14 protein-coding genes are annotated in these 17538 nt (G+C 72.1%); 7 read left to right on the top strand and 7 right to left on the bottom strand.

Features of this window, described 5'->3' with window-relative positions; genetic code table 11:
- Position 1: 1 nt before the first annotated feature.
- Together MUN74_RS01710 and MUN74_RS01705 are read right to left on the bottom strand one after the other, a co-directional pair.
- Positions 2 to 1423: an RNB domain-containing ribonuclease gene (locus MUN74_RS01710; protein ID WP_244854652.1), complete on the bottom strand. Its 1422-nt coding sequence runs from the start codon at positions 1421 to 1423 to the stop codon at positions 2 to 4.
- A 9-nt stretch (positions 1424 to 1432) separates the two neighbouring features.
- Positions 1433 to 2443, bottom strand: a complete 1011-nt coding sequence (locus MUN74_RS01705) for a phosphotransferase (protein WP_244854651.1) — start codon at positions 2441 to 2443, stop codon at positions 1433 to 1435.
- Positions 2444 to 2494: 51 nt separating this feature from the next.
- Here MUN74_RS01705 and MUN74_RS01700 point away from each other — a divergent pair, with 51 nt between their 5' ends.
- Entirely contained in the window at positions 2495 to 4258 is a 1764-nt protein-coding gene (locus tag MUN74_RS01700) for a proline--tRNA ligase (RefSeq protein WP_244854650.1), read from the top strand.
- Positions 4259 to 4322: 64 nt separating this feature from the next.
- Here the strand turns inward: MUN74_RS01700 and MUN74_RS01695 are convergent, their stop codons facing one another.
- Positions 4323 to 5393 (bottom strand): potassium channel family protein, encoded by a 1071-nt coding sequence (locus MUN74_RS01695; protein WP_244854649.1) that lies wholly within the window; start codon positions 5391 to 5393, stop codon positions 4323 to 4325.
- A gap of 98 nt (positions 5394 to 5491) precedes the next feature.
- Here MUN74_RS01695 and MUN74_RS01690 point away from each other — a divergent pair, with 98 nt between their 5' ends.
- Both MUN74_RS01690 and MUN74_RS01685 read left to right on the top strand, forming a co-directional pair.
- The gene (locus MUN74_RS01690; RefSeq protein WP_244854648.1) at positions 5492 to 6583 is read left to right on the top strand and encodes an LOG family protein; all 1092 of its coding nucleotides are present in this window, start codon (positions 5492 to 5494) and stop codon (positions 6581 to 6583) included.
- Between the two features lie 164 nt (positions 6584 to 6747).
- The gene (locus MUN74_RS01685; RefSeq protein WP_244854647.1) at positions 6748 to 8811 is read left to right on the top strand and encodes a PhoX family protein; all 2064 of its coding nucleotides are present in this window, start codon (positions 6748 to 6750) and stop codon (positions 8809 to 8811) included.
- Between the two features lie 88 nt (positions 8812 to 8899).
- On the opposite strand, the gene MUN74_RS01680 is transcribed toward MUN74_RS01685, so the two are convergent.
- Positions 8900 to 10024 (bottom strand): glycosyltransferase, encoded by a 1125-nt coding sequence (locus tag MUN74_RS01680; RefSeq protein WP_244854646.1) that lies wholly within the window; start codon positions 10022 to 10024, stop codon positions 8900 to 8902.
- Positions 10025 to 10048: 24 nt separating this feature from the next.
- Positions 10049 to 10636, bottom strand: a complete 588-nt coding sequence (locus MUN74_RS01675; protein ID WP_244854645.1) for a TetR/AcrR family transcriptional regulator — start codon at positions 10634 to 10636, stop codon at positions 10049 to 10051.
- Positions 10637 to 10791: 155 nt separating this feature from the next.
- Between MUN74_RS01675 and nusA the strand changes: the two genes are divergently transcribed.
- The 4 genes from nusA (at position 10792) to rbfA (ending at position 15513) form a co-directional block, all read left to right on the top strand.
- Positions 10792 to 11790: a transcription termination factor NusA gene (gene nusA, locus MUN74_RS01670; RefSeq protein WP_244854644.1), complete on the top strand. Its 999-nt coding sequence runs from the start codon at positions 10792 to 10794 to the stop codon at positions 11788 to 11790.
- 50 nt (positions 11791 to 11840) lie between these two features.
- The gene (locus tag MUN74_RS01665) at positions 11841 to 12104 is read left to right on the top strand and encodes a YlxR family protein (RefSeq protein ID WP_370647332.1); all 264 of its coding nucleotides are present in this window, start codon (positions 11841 to 11843) and stop codon (positions 12102 to 12104) included.
- 100 nt (positions 12105 to 12204) lie between these two features.
- Positions 12205 to 14982 carry a translation initiation factor IF-2 gene (infB, locus tag MUN74_RS01660; RefSeq protein ID WP_244854642.1) on the top strand — a complete coding sequence of 926 codons (2778 nt, stop codon included), beginning with the start codon at positions 12205 to 12207 and terminating at the stop codon, positions 14980 to 14982.
- Positions 14983 to 15045: 63 nt separating this feature from the next.
- Positions 15046 to 15513 carry a 30S ribosome-binding factor RbfA gene (gene rbfA / locus MUN74_RS01655; RefSeq protein ID WP_244854641.1) on the top strand — a complete coding sequence of 156 codons (468 nt, stop codon included), beginning with the start codon at positions 15046 to 15048 and terminating at the stop codon, positions 15511 to 15513.
- A 55-nt stretch (positions 15514 to 15568) separates the two neighbouring features.
- On the opposite strand, the gene MUN74_RS01650 is transcribed toward rbfA, so the two are convergent.
- Both MUN74_RS01650 and MUN74_RS01645 read right to left on the bottom strand, forming a co-directional pair.
- Complete coding sequence (locus MUN74_RS01650) at positions 15569 to 16495, bottom strand: LysR family transcriptional regulator (RefSeq protein WP_244854640.1); 927 nt, start codon at positions 16493 to 16495, stop codon at positions 15569 to 15571.
- Between the two features lie 111 nt (positions 16496 to 16606).
- A complete protein-coding gene (locus MUN74_RS01645) occupies positions 16607 to 17497 on the bottom strand; it encodes an HhH-GPD family protein (RefSeq protein WP_244854639.1) in 891 nt (296 codons plus the stop codon).
- Positions 17498 to 17538: the final 41 nt, after the last annotated feature.

Raw genomic sequence — 17538 nt, 5'->3', positions numbered from 1 at the left:
ATCACGTCGCGCTGAACCGCACCGTGCCGGTCGCGATGTCGGCGGCTTCGAGGAGCACGTCGATCGTGCCCCCGGCGACCGCACCGGGCGGTGCCGGACAGGTCGCCGTCACCGCGGGCGTCTCGAGCTGGAACGCGACGCGTTCGCCCCTGTGCTCGAGCACCGTCGCCGTGAACCGCTCGCCGACGCGGTCGGCGAGCAGCGCGGCCTCGACCCGGGCGATCGCCTCGGCGCCGAGCCGGCCGGACCGCTGCTCGGAGGCGGCCATGATCGACGGCAGGTCGCCGAGCGACGACCTCGCCCAGGCGGGCACCTCGCGCCCCGCGACGACCGCCTCGCAGACAACGAGCCCCCACCGGTCGACGAGCCGACGGATCGGCGCCGTCACGTGGGCGTACGGCGCGGCGAGCGCCGCCTGCGTCGTCTCGGCGGGCGGTTCACCGTCGAACGCGGCGTAGCCGGCGCCCCTGAACAGCCCGCTCGCAGCCTGCAGCACCGCGAGCACGACGGGATCGGCGCGGTCGAGGCGGCGGAGGTACTCGCCGTACGACTCGCCCGCGGGCCACGGCCGGTCGAGTGCTTCGGTCTGACGGCGGAAGGCCGCGAGCCGCGCCTCGTCGGGCTCGGGCATCGTGCGGAGGATGCCGACGCGGGCGTGGAGCATGATCGACGCGGCCGCCATGCCCGTCAGGAGCGAGAGCTGTGCGTTCCAGTCCTCGACCGGTAGCGGCGTACGGCGTTCGAGGTCGTAGCCGCCGTTGCTGCGCACGATCTCCTCGTCGGGCGTGTTGAGGCTCGCGCCGCCGCGGAGGCGCTCCTGCTCGATGCGGGCCCGCCCGATCTCGCCGAGCAGGGCGATGGGGGACTCGTCGTCGCCGTGCTCGATGAGGGCCTGCGCTCCCGGATAGTCGAATCGGGCACGCGATCGCACGAGCGCACGCTCGAGCGTCGTCGACTCGAGGGTGCCGTCTGCGGCGAGCTCGAACCGCCAGACGTACGCGCTCCGATCGACGTCGGGGAGCAGCGACGCGCGGTCGTCGCCGATGACCGGCGGATGCAGCGGCACTCGCCCGTCGGGCGCGTAGAGCGTCTGCCCGCGGTCGCGGGCGGCACGATCGATCGCGCCGCCCGGGCGGACGAACGCCGGAACGTCGGCGATCGCATAGTGCACGAGGTAGCCGTCGCCGCGCCTCGCAAGATGCATCGCCTGGTCGAGGTCGGTCGAGTCGGCCGGGTCGATCGTCGCGAACGGCACGTCGCGCAGGTCCTGCGCAGGAGGATCGGGCCGGGTGGCCACCGCCTCGGCGACGACGTCCGGGGCGAACCCGTCGGGCAGTCCCATCGACGCCCGCAGCGCGGCGAGGGAGGCGGCCAGCTCGCTCTGCGCGACGGACGGGGCGAGATGCGGTCGGCGGGCGGGCATGCGCCCAGCCTACGAGTCGTTGCCCGAGCCGAGCACGCGCGAGAGGTGTCGCAGCACGGCCTCGCCCCAGTCAGCCATCTCGTCGTCGGTCGCCTGCGCGAGGCATCCCCACCAGGTGCAGGCGCGGTTGACCGCGTGCGTGGTCTCGGCCGCCGCGACGAGCGCCGCCCATGCTGCGTCGTCATCGTCGGGCGCGATCGGCGACCAGGCCGTTCGGAACGCGGCCATCGACGACGCCGGATCGAGCCCGTTGTGCTCCATCACGGCGATCGGCACGAGCACCGCCTCGATCGGGTGAGCCCACTGCGCGTCGCCGAAGTCGAAGATCCGCAGCGAGTCGTCGGCGCCGGTCGCGAACACGTTGCCGGGGTGCAGGTCGCCGTGCTGGAGGGCCGGGGGCATCGGGCTCGATGCGAGCGTGGCCGCGGCTCGCTCGACGCGGCCGGCGGCGGCGCCCAGTGCGTCGGCGGTCGCCGGGTCGGGTGAAGCGGGATGCTCCGCCGGGAGCCCGAGCACGACCTCGAGCAGTTCGGCGAAACGCGCCGGCACGGTCGCGGGCGAGCAGTCGGGCACCCCCGCGGCGAGCACCTCGGCCGAGCGGCCGGCCAACCGTCGCTGGAGCCCCGCCCACTCGCCGATGACCCGCGTCCAGTCGCCCTCGCGCGGTCGGTGCCGGTCGGCCATCGTCGGCCCGCGATCGGCGGTGAGCATCCAGCCCCGAGCGGGGTCGGCGGCGACCGGCACGTCGACGTCGTCGGGCGCGAGCTCGGCGAGCAGCGACTGCAGCACGGGCTCGAACGCCTGGGCGCGGCAGTTCGCCTTGAACCAGAAGCGTTCGACGCCGGCCGGTCCTTCGGCGTCGACGACGAGCTGCGTCGACCACGGGCGCACGCGAGGCTGCTCGGTTCGTGCGACGGAACGACCGCGGGCGGTCAGCGCATCACCGATCCAGGCCTCCGCGTCCACGCGCCACGCCTCGGAGGTGACCTCGACGGAGAACGGCGTGCTCGACTCACCCATGCGAGCACCCTAGGGCAGGAGGCATCCCCGTGTCGTCAGTAGAATCGTCGGGTGCCCACACGCCTTTCGAACTTCTTCCTCCGCACCCTCCGTGAAGACCCGGCCGACGCCGAGGTCACGAGCCACAAGCTGCTCGTGCGCGCCGGCTACATCCGGCGGACCGCGCCGGGGATCTTCACGTGGCTGCCGCTGGGCCTCAGGGTGAAGGCGAAGATCGAGCGTATCGTGCGCGACGAGATGGAGGCAGCCGGCGCACACGAGGTGCACTTCCCGGCGCTGCTGCCGCGCGAGCCCTATGAACTGTCCGGCCGGTGGGAGTCCTACGGCGATGGCATCTTCCGCCTGCAGGACCGCAAGGAAGCCGACTATCTCCTCGCCCCGACGCACGAGGAGATGTTCACGCTGCTCGTGAAGGATCTGTATTCCTCGTACAAGGACCTTCCGCTCACGATCTTCCAGATCCAGGACAAGTACCGCGACGAGGCGCGTCCACGAGCCGGTCTTCTCCGCGGCCGCGAGTTCACCATGAAGGACGCGTATTCGTTCGATGTCAGCGACGAAGGGCTGGATGCCTCGTACCAGGCGCAACGCGACGCCTACGAGCGCATCTTCACGCGGCTCGGTCTCGAGTACGTCATCGTCACCGCCGACAACGGCCTGATGGGCGGAGCGCGCAGCGAAGAATTCCTGCACCCGACGCCCGTCGGCGAGGACACCTTCGTGCGGTCGGCGGGCGGCTACGCCGCGAACGTCGAGGCGTTCGAGACGCTCGCACCCGAACCGCTCCCGATCGAGGGGCAGCCCGCCGCGCGCATCTTCGATTCGCCGAACACGCCGACCATCCTGAGCCTCGTCGACCACGTCAACGACCACGAGACCCGCACCGACCGCCCGTGGCACGCGGCCGACACACTGAAGTGCGTCGTCCTCGCGCTCACCCACCTCGACGGCAACCGCGAGCTCGTCGTCGTCGGCATGCCCGGCGACCGCGAGGTCGAGATGAAGCGCGCCGAGGTGGCGTTCGCTCCGGCCGAGGTCGAGGCCGCCACCGAGTCCGACTTCGCGAAGCACCCTGGGCTCGTCAAGGGTTACATCGGGCCGTGGTCGCCCGAGGGGCCCGTGCTCGGCGAGGAGTCGGCGACCGGCATCCGGTTCCTCGTCGACCCGCGCGTCGTCGACGGCACCGCCTGGGTGACCGGAGCCAACCGGCACGAGCAGCACGTGCTCTCGCTCGTCGCGGGCCGCGACTTCACGGCCGACGGTGTGATCGACATCGCCGACGTGCGCGAGGGCGACCCCGCACCCGACGGCTCGGGCCCCGTGGAGCTCGCGCGCGGCATGGAGATCGGCCACGTCTTCCAGCTCGGACGATTCTTCGCGGAGACCCTCGGGCTCAAGGTGCTCGACGAGAACGGCAAGCTCGCAACCGTGACGATGGGTTCGTACGGCATCGGCGTCACCCGCATCCTCGCGATCATCGCCGAGCTGCACAACGACGACAAGGGCCTCATCTGGCCCGAGTCGGTCGCTCCGTTCGACGTGCACGTACTCGCCACGGGCAAGGACCAGGCGGCGTTCGATGCCGCCGAGCGCATCGTCGCCGACCTCGAGGCATCGGGTCGCGACGTGCTCTACGACGATCGACCCAAGCTCTCGCCCGGCGTGAAGTTCGCCGACGCCGAACTCATCGGCGTGCCGAAGATCGTGATCGCGGGTCGTGGCGTCGCCGACGGCGTCGTCGAGGTCTGGGACCGCGCGACGGGCGAGCGCACGCAGGTGCCGATCGACGGCGTCGTCGCGGCGCTCGGCGCCTGACGCGAGTACGCGGTCGAAACGGCCGGGCGCCTGTGCGCCCGGCCGTTCGCTTTCACCGACCGGTTCAGCGTGACGCGTCGGCGAGCAGGCTGCGCAATTCGGCGGCGGTCGCCTCCGACTCGGCGATGAGCGCGGCCAGTCGGGCGCTGAGCTCTGCGGGGGAGGCCCCGAGGGCCGGGGAAGCGGACTGGTCGGACGCGGTGGCCGGCGGCAGGCCGTGGCCGGAAGCCGTGCCGCTGCTGCCGGCCGTCGCCCCCGCGGTGACGGCGCCGGAGGTCGCACCGGCCGCGACGCCGGTGGCCGCGGCGTCAGCGACGGTGGTCGTCGGAGCACCCGACGTCGGCGCGCCGGCCGCAGCTGGTGCGTCCGTCGCCGAGGGGGCGCCGGTCGTGGACGGCGCACCCGTCGCGCCGGTGTCCGCGGCGACGTCGGTCGCGACGTCCGCGGCCACGTCGGCGGCCTCCTGCGCCTGCTGCTGCGGGCCGAGGAAGAGGTTCGCCAGGTATCCGGTGAAGGTGCCGAAGATGCCGACGCCCACGACGATGATGACGGCGCCGATCAGGCGCCCGAGGTTCGTGACGGGGTACTGGTCGCCGTAGCCGACGGTCGAGATCGTGACGATCGTGTACCAGAGCGCGTCGGACGCCGTCGTGATGTTGGCGCCCTCGGCGTCCTCCTCGACGGCGAGGATCGTGATGCTGCCGAACTGCAGCACGAGCACGCCGAGCAGCAGCAGCGTCATGAGCGTGCTGTTGGCGCGGTCGTGGATGAGCGTGTTCCAGATCGTGCGCGGCCCGAGCTCGCGCAGCAGGCGGAAGACACGGAGCAGGCGGAAGATGCGGAGCACCTTCAACTGCGCGAACGGCAGGCTCGCGAGCAGGTCGGCCCAACCGAAGCCGCGGAAGAAGTACCGCGACGCCGACGGGGCCGTCGTGATGCGGTAGATGAAGTCGCACAGGAAGATCAGGCTGAACAGCGCGTTCATCGCCGAGAGCACGACCTGCAGCGCCCGATCGTCGCGCATGACGTACACGAGCACGAGGTTCAGGATCGAGAGGATCGACAGGATGCCGATGAAGATCTCGTACGCGGTGTTCTTGAGCTCTGAACGCACCTTCTTGCGTGTCCTGGCCATGTGCGGACCCTTCGCCTCGTGCGGCCCGATCGGCCGTCTGCTCACGATTCTGCAGGATGCGACGGGCTCGACGCGGCACGGCATGCGAGGCTTGGCACATGAGCATCGCCGATCCCGCGCCCGCCGAGCCGGCGCACGAGCCAGACGACCTCGCGGCGAAGATCGAGGCGCTGCTCGACGAGGCGGGCGTGCACGGAAACCGCAGTCTGGTGCGCCGCATCGTCACGAGCGGCCTCGGCCTCGGCGTCGACGGCACCGACCGGCTCGACCTCAAGATCTCGGCGGCCGCGCTCGAGGAGATGCGCAACGCGTTCCGGTTGTTCGCACCGTTCGACGGCGTGCCGAAGGTGACCGTCTTCGGATCGGCCCGCACGCAGCCGCGCGATCCGCTGTACCGGCGCGCCGAGGCGGTCGCCGCATCGCTCGCGGGCGACGGGTGGATGGTCGTCACCGGTGCCGGCCCCGGCATCATGCAGGCCGCGGCGCACGGCGCCGGCCCCGAACGGGCGATCGGGATCTCCATCCGGCTGCCGTTCGAGGAACGCCCGAGCGAGGTGTTCGACGTCGACCCGAACCTCGTGTCGATGAAGTACTTCTTCACCCGCAAGCTCATGCTCATGAAGGAGTCCCGCGGCTTCGTGTGCCTGCCCGGCGGCTTCGGCACCCTCGACGAGACGTTCGAGCTGCTGACCCTGCAGCAGACGGGCAAGGCCGAGCCCGTGCCGATCGTGCTGCTCGACGCGCCCGGCGGCGGGTACTGGCAGGGCCTGCGCCGCTACGTCGAGGAGCAGCTCGTGCCGCTCGGCATGATCGCACCCGACGACCTCGACCGCGTGCTCATCACCGACACGGTCGACGCGGCCGTCGCGGAGATCACCGGCTTCTGGCGCAACTACGACTCGCTGCGCTGGGTGGGCGACCGACTCGTGCTGCGACTGAACGCCGAGCCCACCGCAGCCGAGGTCGACGAGCTCAACGAGCGTTTCGGCTCGCTCTGCACGACCGGCCGCATCGAGCCGACGGGTCCGCTCGGTCCCGAGCGGACCGACGGCGACGAGCTCGATCACCCGCGGCTCGTGCTCACCCTCGACCCGCACAAGGTCGGCGAGCTGCACCGGCTCATCCGGGCGATCAACGCGCTCGACTCGGCGCCCGATCAGGCGACGCCGCCGACCGTCGTGGGGGAGTAGCCGGGTTCGGCGGCCCGCGACCGGAGTGGCGCGTCGCCCCCGAACGCACCGTTGTCCCGACGGTCACCTCCCGTTCACCGACCGGTCCTCTCGGCGTCGCACGGCGGCGCGACGCTCGACGCATCGTCGCCGAGTCGCGACCACCGTCGAGAGTGAGGAAGCCCGTGACGCTGACCGAGGGCGCACCGCGCCGAACCCTGCCGATCGTCGACCACGCGCGCGGCAAGCGCTCGCCGGTGACGTGTCGCCTCAAGTGCGCCGACGCGTGCCTCGGGCCCGAGTGCAACACGTCGGGCAACCCCGAGTTCCGCTCGCTCGCCTCTGCGGCGCTCAGCCGCCGGGCGCTGCTCGGCCTCGGCGCCGCCGGCGCGCTCGCGATCGCGGCGGGCGGCGCGCTCCGCCCCGACGCCGCGCAGGCTGCGACACGAGCGGGCGGAGGCACGGCCGCGGCATCCGGCCTGCCCTTCGAACCCATCGAACCGGTCTCGCACCTCGTCGACGAGTTCACCGTGCCGACGGGGTACCGCTGGCAGGCGCTCGTGCGCTGGGGCGACCCGATCTTCCCCGACGCGCCGGGCTTCGACCTCGCGAACCAGACCGCTAAGGCGCAGGCGCGCCAGTTCGGCTACAACAACGACTATCTCGACGTCATCGCCGACCGGGGCGGACTCACGGGCGTGCTCGTCGCGAACCACGAGTACGTGAACCCCGGCATCATGTTCCCGCCGTCGAGCGACCCGGCCGAGCTCCGCCGTCGTGGCGAGATCTACAAGGCCGCACAGGGCATGTCGGTCGTCGAGGTCGAGCGCGACCGCGTCGGCGGCCCGTGGCGCATCGTCACGGGCGGCGCCCGCAACCGGCGCATCACGGTCGAGACCGAGTTCGAGTTCACGGGGCCCGCCGCGGGCTCGGCGCTGCTGCAGACCGTGGGCGACCCGACGGGCACCGTGGTGCACGGCACCCTCGGCAACTGCGCCGGCGGCACGACGCCGTGGGGCACGGTGCTGAGCGGCGAGGAGAACTTCAACGGCTACTTCCGCGCCGCACCCGACACCGCCGCCCGCAAGCGCTACGGTTTCGCCGACGCGGCGACCTCGACCGGCTGGGAGACGTGGGACCCGCGCTTCGACGGTGCCGCGCCGGGCTACGAGAACGAGTCGAACCGCTTCGGGTACATCGTCGAGATCGACCCGCAGGACCCGACCTCGACGCCCGTCAAGCACACGGCGCTGGGCCGCTTCAAGCACGAGGGCGCCAACGTGCGCATCGCCGCCGACGGGCGAGCCGTCGCGTACATGGGCGACGACGAGCGCGGCGACTACCTGTACAAGTTCGTCTCGAAGCACAAGTTCAACCCGAAGGACAACCCGGGCGCGCGCAAGCAGAACCGCCGCCTGCTCAGCGAGGGCGACCTGTTCGTCGCCCGGTTCAGCGGCAACTCGCCGGCCGCCGAGATCGACGGCACCGGCAAGCTGCCCGCTGACGGCGCGTTCGACGGCTCGGGCCGGTGGATCGCCCTCACCCGCAAGGGCGAGAGCGTCGTGCCCGGCATGTCGCTCGAGGAGGTGCTCGTCAACACGCGACTGGCCGCCGATCTCGTCGGCGCGACGAAGATGGACCGCTGCGAGGACGTCGAGCCGCACCCGACCAGCGGCCGGGTCTACATCGCGTGCACGAACAACACCCAGCGCGGCACGGCGGGCAAGCCTCCGGTCGACGAGCCGAACCCGCGGGCCACGAACCGCGACGGCCACGTCATCGAGCTGACCGAGGTCGCGGGCCAGTCGGGCGAGCGCTTCGCCTGGAGCATCCTGCTGCTCTGCGGCGACCCCGCCTCGATCACGCAGACGTACTTCGCGGGCTACCCGAAGGACCAGGTCTCGCCGATCTCGTGCCCCGACAACGTCGCGTTCGACACCGAGGGCAACCTGTGGATCTCGACCGACGGCGCGCCGTCGACGATCCGCAGGAACGACGGCCTCTTCAAGGTGCCGCTCGAGGGGCCCGAGCGCGGGCACGTGCAGCAGTTCCTCTCGGTGCCGCGGGAGGCGGAGACCTGCGGCCCCGTGGTGCGCGCCGAGGAGGGCGTCGTGTTCGTCGCGGTGCAGCACCCCGGCGAGGAGGGCTCGTTCGCGGCGCCGAGTTCGCTGTTCCCCGACTACGGCTCGACGGCCGCCGGCGCGGTCGCCGCGCCGAGGCCGTCGGTCGTGCAGGTCTGGCGCGGCTGACCCGCGCCGGTCCCGTCGCGCTGGGGGGTGCGACGTGAGAGGCGGATGCCGCGCGGTGGGGGCCGCGCGGCATCCGTGTCGTTCGGGATCAGTGCGCGCGGGCGCGAGCCGCGGCGACCCGCTCGAGCAACGTGCACGCGGCGGCCGCGGCATCGACGCTGCGGATCCGCGCGCCGATTCCGGCGGCCGCCGCTCGCATCGCCTCGTCGGTGAGTGCGCGTGTCACCGCGCCCGCGATGCGATCGGCGCTCGCGGTCTTCGGCAGCCGGATGCCGGCGCCGGCGGCCTCGACGGCCGATGCCACCATCGGCTGGTCGACGAACGGGTGCATCGGCAGGGCGACGACCGGCACATCGTGCGCGAGGGCGCGGAGGGTCGTCGAGTGTCCGCCGTGCCCGATCAGCACCGCGGTCCGCGACAGCACCTCGCCGTGGTCGGCGCGGTCGACGAGTTCGACGTTCGACGGCAGGTCGAGCGGCCGGTCGAGCTCGAGCCCGCCGAGCGTGATGAGACCGCGGACCGGCAGCGCGCCGAGCGCCGTCGCGATGCGCTGGTACGCGGCGGACTGCCCCGGCAGCCAGGTGCTGCTGAGACTCGCGACGACGAGCGGCGGCCGTGCGGGGTCGCGTTCGGCAGGACGGCCCGTCTCCACGGCCCCCGTCCAGTCGAATGCGGATGCCTCGTGCCCGGAGCGTGCGGCGGGGTCGAGTGCCGCGTCGCTCGCGACGATGCGTGCCGCGGCGGCCCGCCACGCTCGCGACGGTGCCGTTCCGCGCAGCCCGGCGACGGCGCCGACGGGGCCGCGGGCGTACCCGCCCAGCCAGTACGCGAGGAGCGTGTGGAACAGCACGACGTCGGGCACGCCGGCCGCCCGTGACGCACGACCGCAACCCGCCATGAGGCAGTCGACGAGCGAGGCGTCGGCCCCGAGCCCGGCGAGGCGCTCGCCGACTTCGCGTTCGACGGCGGGGGAGGAGGCGAGCCGCGTGTAGGCGCGCAGCATCCCGACCGCACCGTGCGGCTCGACGGCGGTCCAGTCGCGCAACGACTCGAGCTCGACGAACGGCAGTCCGGCGGCCGTCACTCGCTCCCGCAGTCGCTCGTGGGCGAGCACGTGCGCGGTGTGGCCGCGTCGCGCGAGCTCGGCGGCGATCGTGAGCGCGGGCGGCACGTTGCCGCCCGCATCGACGGTGACGATGGCGAAGGTGCCCATGCCGGTGCCTCCTCGGGTCGGGTTTCAGATGCGCTCGACGACGGCGTCGACGAGCCGGAGCATGCGGCGGCGGACATCGGTGCGACCGAGGCCGCGGTCGCGTCGCCAGAGCTTCCAGGTGAAGAGGTCGGTCGCGGCGACGAGCAGGTCGACGGTCTCGTCGCGGTCGGCCGGGGCGCACGCCTCGAGGGCTCGGGCGAAGGTGCGCTCGACCCAGTCACGGTGCAGCGCGCGGCCCGCCGTCGTGACGCGCATGGCGACGGGCTCCCACGCCTCCTGCCCGAGCAGCAGCAGCGTGCCGTCGCCGCGTCGCTCGTAGTGGTCGAGCAGGACGTCGATCGAGCCGGGCACATCGTCGGGGTCGGCGGGCCGTTCGGCGAGCACGTCGGCCCGGCCGTGGGCTTCGGCGGCCGAGAACAGCCCGTCGCGCGAGCCGAAGATGCGGAGCACGGTCTGCACCGAGACGCCCGCGCGTTCGGCGACGGCGGGCAGGGTGCAGGCGGCCAGGGGCAGCTCGCCCGCGAGCGCGATGGTCGCCTCGAGGATGCTGCTGCGGGTCTGCGCGGCCCCGTCGGCGCGGGCCCGCATGGTGTAACTGCGCTTCTCTTTCATCTCAACGTCCATTAACGCCGAATCGCGATTCCATGTCAATACCAATTGACGCGAAAATGCCCGAGCCGCGGGTGACGCTCGCTCGCGGCATCCGATACGCTTGAATGTCCGCTCCGAGGGGTAGCGGCCTGAGAGCTGAATAGAGGAGGCCGGCGATGGATATCGACCTCAGCATGCTTCGCATGGTGGAGCGCGAGAAAGAGATCCCGTTCGACGAACTGGTGCAGATCATCGAGCAGGCGATCCTGATGGCCTACCTCAAGCACCAGAACCCGAACCAGCACGGGCATTCGAACCCGAACGGCGCCCGTGCCGAACTCGACCGCAAGACGGGGCACGTGACGATCTTCGTGCCCGAGGTCGACGACGAGGGCAACGTCATCGGCGAGGCCGACGACACCCCGAACGACTTCGGTCGCATCGCGGCCTTCGCGGCCAAGCAGGTCATCATGCAGCGTCTGCGCGACATCGCCGACGACGCGGTGCTCGGCGAGTTCCGCGGGCGCGAGGGCGACATCGTGGCGGGCGTCATCCAGCAGGGCCCGAACCCGAAGATGGTGCACATCGACCTCGGCACGGTCGAGGCGATCCTGCCGCCCGAGGAGCAGGTGCCCGGCGAGGAGTACCCGCACGGGCAGCGCATCCGCGTCTACGTCACGAGCGTCGCGAAGGGCGCGAAGGGGCCGTCGATCACCGTGTCGCGCACCCACCCCGCGCTCGTGCGCAAGCTCTTCGCGCTCGAGGTGCCCGAGATCGCGTCGGGCGTCGTCGAGATCGTCTCGCTCGCCCGCGAGGCGGGGCACCGCACCAAGATCGCGGTGCGCGCGAACCAGCCCGGCGTCAACGCCAAGGGCGCTGCGATCGGCGAGCTCGGCCAGCGCGTGCGCGCGGTCACCGCCGAGCTCGGCGCCGAGAAGATCGACATCGTCGACTGGTCCGACGACCTGGCGACGTTCGTCGCGTCGGCGCTCTCGCCCGCGAAGGTGACGAGCGCGTACGTGATCGACGAGCAGACGCGCGCCGTGCGCGCGCTCGTGCCCGACTACCAGCTCTCGCTCGCGATCGGCAAGGAGGGGCAGAACGCCCGCCTCGCCGCCAAGCTCACGGGGGCCAAGATCGACATCCAGCCCGACTCGATCCTCGAGCAGGGCTGAGCCGGCACGAGCCGGACTTCGAGCCCGGTCGGCGGCGGCGTCGGCGGGGCATGAGCGCAGAGTGTAAGATGGAACCCGTCAGAACGTGCATCGGATGCCGTTCGCGCGCCCCGCGATCCTCGCTTCTGAGGGTCGTTCTCCAAGAATCCCAGGTGACCGCAGATGATGCGGCCGTGCTTCCGGGGAGGGGTGCGTGGTTGCATCCGACGCTCGAGTGCTATCAGCTCGCGGTCCGGCGCCGTGCATTCGCACGGGCGCTCCGCGTCCGCGGCGAGGTCAGCACGACCAACGTAGAGAACAGGCTGAACGGCTAGTGATCACCAATGAGTGACAAGTAATGAGCGGCTCGAAATGAGTCCCGTCCGCCATTGATGGTCTGCCCCTGTCCGGGTGCAGGCCCGGAACAGGAGAGAAGTGGCTGCCAAACCACGCGTACACGAGATCGCATCCGAACTCGGTGTCGACAGCAAGATCGCCCTTGAGAAGCTCAAGGAGATGGGCGAGTACGTCAAGGGACCGTCGTCCTCGATCGAACCCCCCGTCGCGCGTCGCCTGAAGGCGGCGCTCGAGGCCGACGGCGCCGCCAAGGGCGCCGCCGCCGCGGCACCTGCCGCGCCCGCGAAGGCCGCGGTGAAGCCCGGCCCCAAGCCCGGCCCCAAGCCGCCGGCAGCGCCGGCGCCCGCCGCGCCCGCTCCGGCCGACGCGCCGCTCACGGTCGCCGAGCGTCAGGCCCAGGCCGAGGAGAAGGCCGCGCACGCCGCCGCCGAGAAGGCCGCGGCCGAGCAGGCCGCCGCCGAGAGCACGCCCGCCCCGGCGAAGTCCGGCGACGCGGTGAAGCCCGGCGGTGCACCGAAGCCCGGCGCCCCGCGCCCCGCTCCCAAGCCCGGCGGCGCCGCCCCGCGTCCCGGCAACAACCCGTTCTCGAGCTCGCAGGGCATGGGCCAGCGTCCCGCCCAGCCGCGCCCGGGCAACAACCCGTTCTCGAGCTCGCAGGGCATGGGCCAGCGCCCCTCGCCCGGCAACATCCCGCGTCCGCAGGCGCCGCGTCCCGGTTCGCCCCGTATCGGCGCTCCGCGTCCGGCCGGTGCCGGTGGTCGTCCCGGCGGCTTCCAGCGCCCCGGCGGCGGCGGCGCAGGCGCACGTCCCGGTGGAGCCGGCGGTGCCGGCGGTGCCGGCGGCGGCTTCCAGCGCCCCGGCGGCGGCTTCGGCGGCCCGCGTCCCGCGGGCGGCGGCGGTCGTGGTCGTGGTCCCGGCGGCGGTACGGCCGGTGCGTTCGGCCGTGGCGGCGGCAAGTCGAAGTCGCGCAAGTCGAAGCGGACGAAGCGGGCCGAATTCGAGATGCGGGAGGCCCCGTCGCTGGGCGGCGTGAGCGTCCCCCGCGGCGACGGCAACACCGTCATCCGCCTGCGTCGCGGCTCGTCGATCTCCGACTTCGCCGACAAGATCGACGCGAACCCCGGTTCGCTCGTCACGGTCCTGTTCCACCTCGGTGAGATGGCGACCGCGACCGAGTCGCTCGACGAGGCCACCTTCGAGGTGCTCGGTGCTGAGCTCGGGTACAAGATCCAGGTCGTCTCCCCTGAGGACGAGGACCGCGAGCTGCTCGAGGGCTTCGACATCGACCTCGACCAGGAGCTCGAGGACGAGACCGACGAAGACCTCGCGCAGCGTCCTCCGGTCGTCACCGTCATGGGTCACGTCGACCACGGTAAGACCCGACTCCTCGACGCGATCCGCAACGCGAACGTCGTCGCGGGCGAGGCCGGCGGCATCACCCAGCACATCGGTGCGTACCAGGTGCACACCGCGCACGAGGGCATCGACCGCGCGATCACCTTCATCGACACCCCGGGTCACGAGGCGTTCACCGCCATGCGTGCCCGTGGTGCGCAGGTGACCGACATCGCGATCCTCGTGGTCGCGGCCGACGACGGCATCATGCCGCAGACGATCGAGGCGCTGAACCACGCCCAGTCGGCGAACGTGCCGATCGTGGTCGCGGTGAACAAGATCGACAAGCCCGACGCCAACCCGGCGAAGGTCCGTCAGCAGCTCACCGAGTTCGGCCTCGTCGCCGAGGAGTACGGCGGCGACGTCATGTTCGTCGACGTCTCGGCTCGCGAGGGCACCGGCATCCAGGACCTGCTCGACGCGGTGCTCCTGACCGCCGACGCCGGGCTCGACCTGCGCGCGAACCCGAACAAGGCGGCACGTGGTGTCGCGATCGAGGCGAAGCTCGACAAGGGCCGCGGCGCCGTGGCGACCGTGCTCATCCAGTCGGGCACGCTCAAGGTCGGCGACGCGATCGTCGCGGGCACGGCTTACGGCCGCGTGCGCGCCATGGCCGACGAGAACGGCGACCCGGTGACGGCCGCGACCCCGTCGCGTCCGGTGCAGGTGCAGGGCCTCTCGAGCGTTCCGCGCGCCGGCGACACGTTCCTCGTCACCGACGAGGACCGCACCGCCCGCCAGATCGCCGAGAAGCGCGAGGCCGCCGAGCGCAACGCGCAGCTGGCGAAGGCCCGCAAGCGCATCTCGCTCGAGGACTTCACCCGTGCGCTCGAAGAGGGCAAGGTCGAGGCGCTCAACCTCATCATCAAGGGCGACGTGTCGGGTGCCGTGGAGGCGCTCGAGGAGTCGCTCATGAAGATCGAGGTCGACGACTCGGTGCAGCTGCGCATCCTCCACCGCGGTGTGGGTGCGATCACCGAGAGCGACATCGACCTCGCCACGATCGACAACGCGATCGTGATCGGGTTCAACGTGCGTCCCGACGTCAAGGCGCGCGAGCGCGCCGCCCGCGAGGGTGTCGACGTGCGCTTCTACTCGGTCATCTACAACGCGATCGACGACATCGAGAACTCGCTCAAGGGCATGCTCAAGCCCGAGTACGAAGAGGTCCAGTCGGGTGTCGCCGAGATCCGCGAGGTGTTCCGTTCCTCGAAGTTCGGCAACATCGCCGGTGTCATCGTGCGCAGCGGCACCATCACGCGCAACGCGAAGGCACGCGTCATCCGCGACGGCGTCGTCATCGCCGACAACCTCGCGATCGAGTCGCTGCGCCGGTTCAAGGACGACGTCACCGAGGTCCGCACGGACTTCGAGGCGGGCATCGGCCTCGGCAAGTACAACGACATCCAGGTCGGCGACGAGATCGAGACCATCGAGATGCGCGAGAAGCCTCGCGTCTGAACCGAACGACCCGGGGCGGTTCTCCGCCCCGGGTTCCGCTCGGACTGAACACAGGAGACAGTCATGGCTGATCCGGCACGGGCCAGGAAGATGGCCGACCGCATCAAGGAGATCGTCGCGCGTCGTCTCGACAAGGGTCTCCGCGACCCGCGTCTCGGTTTCGTGACGATCACCGATGTGCGCGTCACGGGCGACCTGCAGCACGCGAGCATCTTCTACACGGTGTACGGCACCGACGAGGAGCGTCGCGACTCGGCGCTCGCGTTGAAGGCCGCGACCGGGATGCTCCGGAGCGAGGTCGGCCGCAACATCACGGCGCGGCTCACCCCGAGCCTCGAGTTCATCGCGGATGCGATCCCCGAGAACGCCGAGCACATCGAGGAGCTGCTGCGCGAGGCACGCACCCGCGACGAGGCGACGACCGCGCTGGCGGCGAACGCCGCGTACGCGGGCGAAGCCGATCCGTACGTGAAGCCGCGCGAGTTCGACGAGGAGTCCGACGACGACCTCGACGAGGCCGACGCGCGCTGAGCCGCACCGGCACCTCGCTGATCGCACTGAACCGCCCCTCCCTCCGAGGGGCGGTTCAGTGCGTTCGGCGTCCGTCGAGCCCGAGGAGGGCTCCCTGCACCTCGGCGGCCCGCGCACGGAGGGCGGCGATGAACGCGAGCACGGTCGGCTGGCGCAGCGCCTCGGGCCGGCAGACGAGCCAGTAGGGCAGACGTTCCTCGACCTCGTCGGGGAACAGGCGCACGAGGTCGTCGTGGCGGTCGGCGAGGAAGGCGGGCAGCAGCCCGAAGCCGGCGCCGGCGCGGGTGGCGTCGACCTGCACGTAGACGTTCGTGCTCGACACCGTGTCGCGCATGCCGTGCGTCGGTCGGCGCGCCTCGTCGAGTGCGTCGACCTGCAGCATCGACTCGATGAAGTAGATGAGCGGTTCGCCGGCGAGATCGTGCGGGGCGACGGGCGTGCCGTGCGCGGCGAGGTAGTCGCGGCTCGCGTACAGGCCGAGCACGTAGTCGGCGAGGTGGATCGCCTCCGCCTTGTGCACGTGCGGCTTGCCGACGACCACCTCGAGGTCGATGCCGACGCGCTGCTGGGTCGCGCGCCGCTGGGCTGCGACGATCTCGAGGGTCACGCCCGGATGCTCGCGGCGCACGGCGACGATCGCGGGCGACGCGATGAATCCGCTGAACCCGTCGGTCGCCGATAGCCGGACCACGCCCGTGAGCGTCGTGCCGCCGGGTCGCAGCCCGTGCATCGCCTGCTCGACCGCTTCGGCGGAGGCGACGGCGTGCTCGCCGAGCGGCGTGAGCATCCAGCCCGAGGCGCTGCGGGCGAGCACCCGGCCGCCGAGGGCGTTCTCGAGGGCGTCGATCCGCCGTGCGACCGTCGTGTGGTTGAGTCCGAGTTCGGCCGCGGCGAGCGTGTAGCGCCCGGCCCGGGCGACCGCGAGCAGCACGAGCAGGTCGTCGGGGCTCGGTGCCGGGCGCGGGTCGGAGGCGAGCGTCATCCCAGCATGCTCGCACAGTCGGCGCGTGCCTGCCGCTGGGACCGCCGTGGTCGTTCCGGTCGCATCAGCCTCCGCCGCGGCCTCGTCGCGTCGGTTCCCCGCCCGATCGCGTCACGCGTCGGGCAGGGCGAGGCCGCCGTCGTCGGCCGCCACGGCGAGCCCGTCGGCCACGAGCCCGGCGATGGCGCGCTCGAGCTGCGCGCCGTCGGCCCACACGCCGTCGAGTTCGGTGCGGGCAACCGGACGGTGGGCGGCGCGGAGCTCGCGCATGACGAGGCCCCGCACCTGCCGGTCGGACCCCTCGAAGCGGGCCTGCTTCGCCTTCCGCGGGCCGTCGTAGGCGGGGTAGCCCGCGGCACGCCAGGCGCAGTGATCGCTGATCGGACATGCGTCGCACCGCGGCGTCCTGGCGACGCAGACCGTCGCTCCGAGTTCCATCGCGGCCGCGTTGAACGCCCGGGCCGAGGCAACCGTTTCGGGCAGGAGCGCAGTCATGGCGGGCAGGTCGCGCGCCGGCGACGGGGGAGCGGGCTCGGCCTGGCCGTCGACCGCACGGGCGATCACGCGTCGTGTGTTCGTGTCGACGACGGGCACGCGCACGCCGTAGGCGAACGCGGCGACCGCACGCGCCGTGTACGGGCCGACGCCCTGCAGGGCGAGCAGCGCGTCGACGTCGCGCGGCACCTCGCCACCGTGCCGTTCGACGATCTCGGTCGCCGCCCGGTGCAGCCAGAGCGCGCGGCGCGGGTAGCCGAGCCGGTCCCAGGCGCGCACGGCCTCCGACGCGGGTTCGCGGGCGAGGCTCGCGGGCGTCGGCCAGCGGGCGATCCACGCCTCCCAGCGGGGCACGACGCGGTCGACCTGCGTCTGCTGCAGCATGAACTCGCTCACGAGCACCGCCCATGGCGACACGTCGGCGGCCCGCCACGGCAGCGGCCGCGCGGCGTCGGCGAACCAGTCGACGAGCACCTCGGCGATCGGGTCTGCTTGCTCACGGGGCATCCGACCAGCGTACGACGGCCGGCGCCCGACCTCGGATGCCG

The sequence above is a fragment of the Agromyces sp. H17E-10 genome (assembly GCF_022919715.1).
Classification (GTDB): domain Bacteria; phylum Actinomycetota; class Actinomycetes; order Actinomycetales; family Microbacteriaceae; genus Agromyces.
This window is presented reverse-complemented; position numbering and strand designations above follow the sequence as displayed.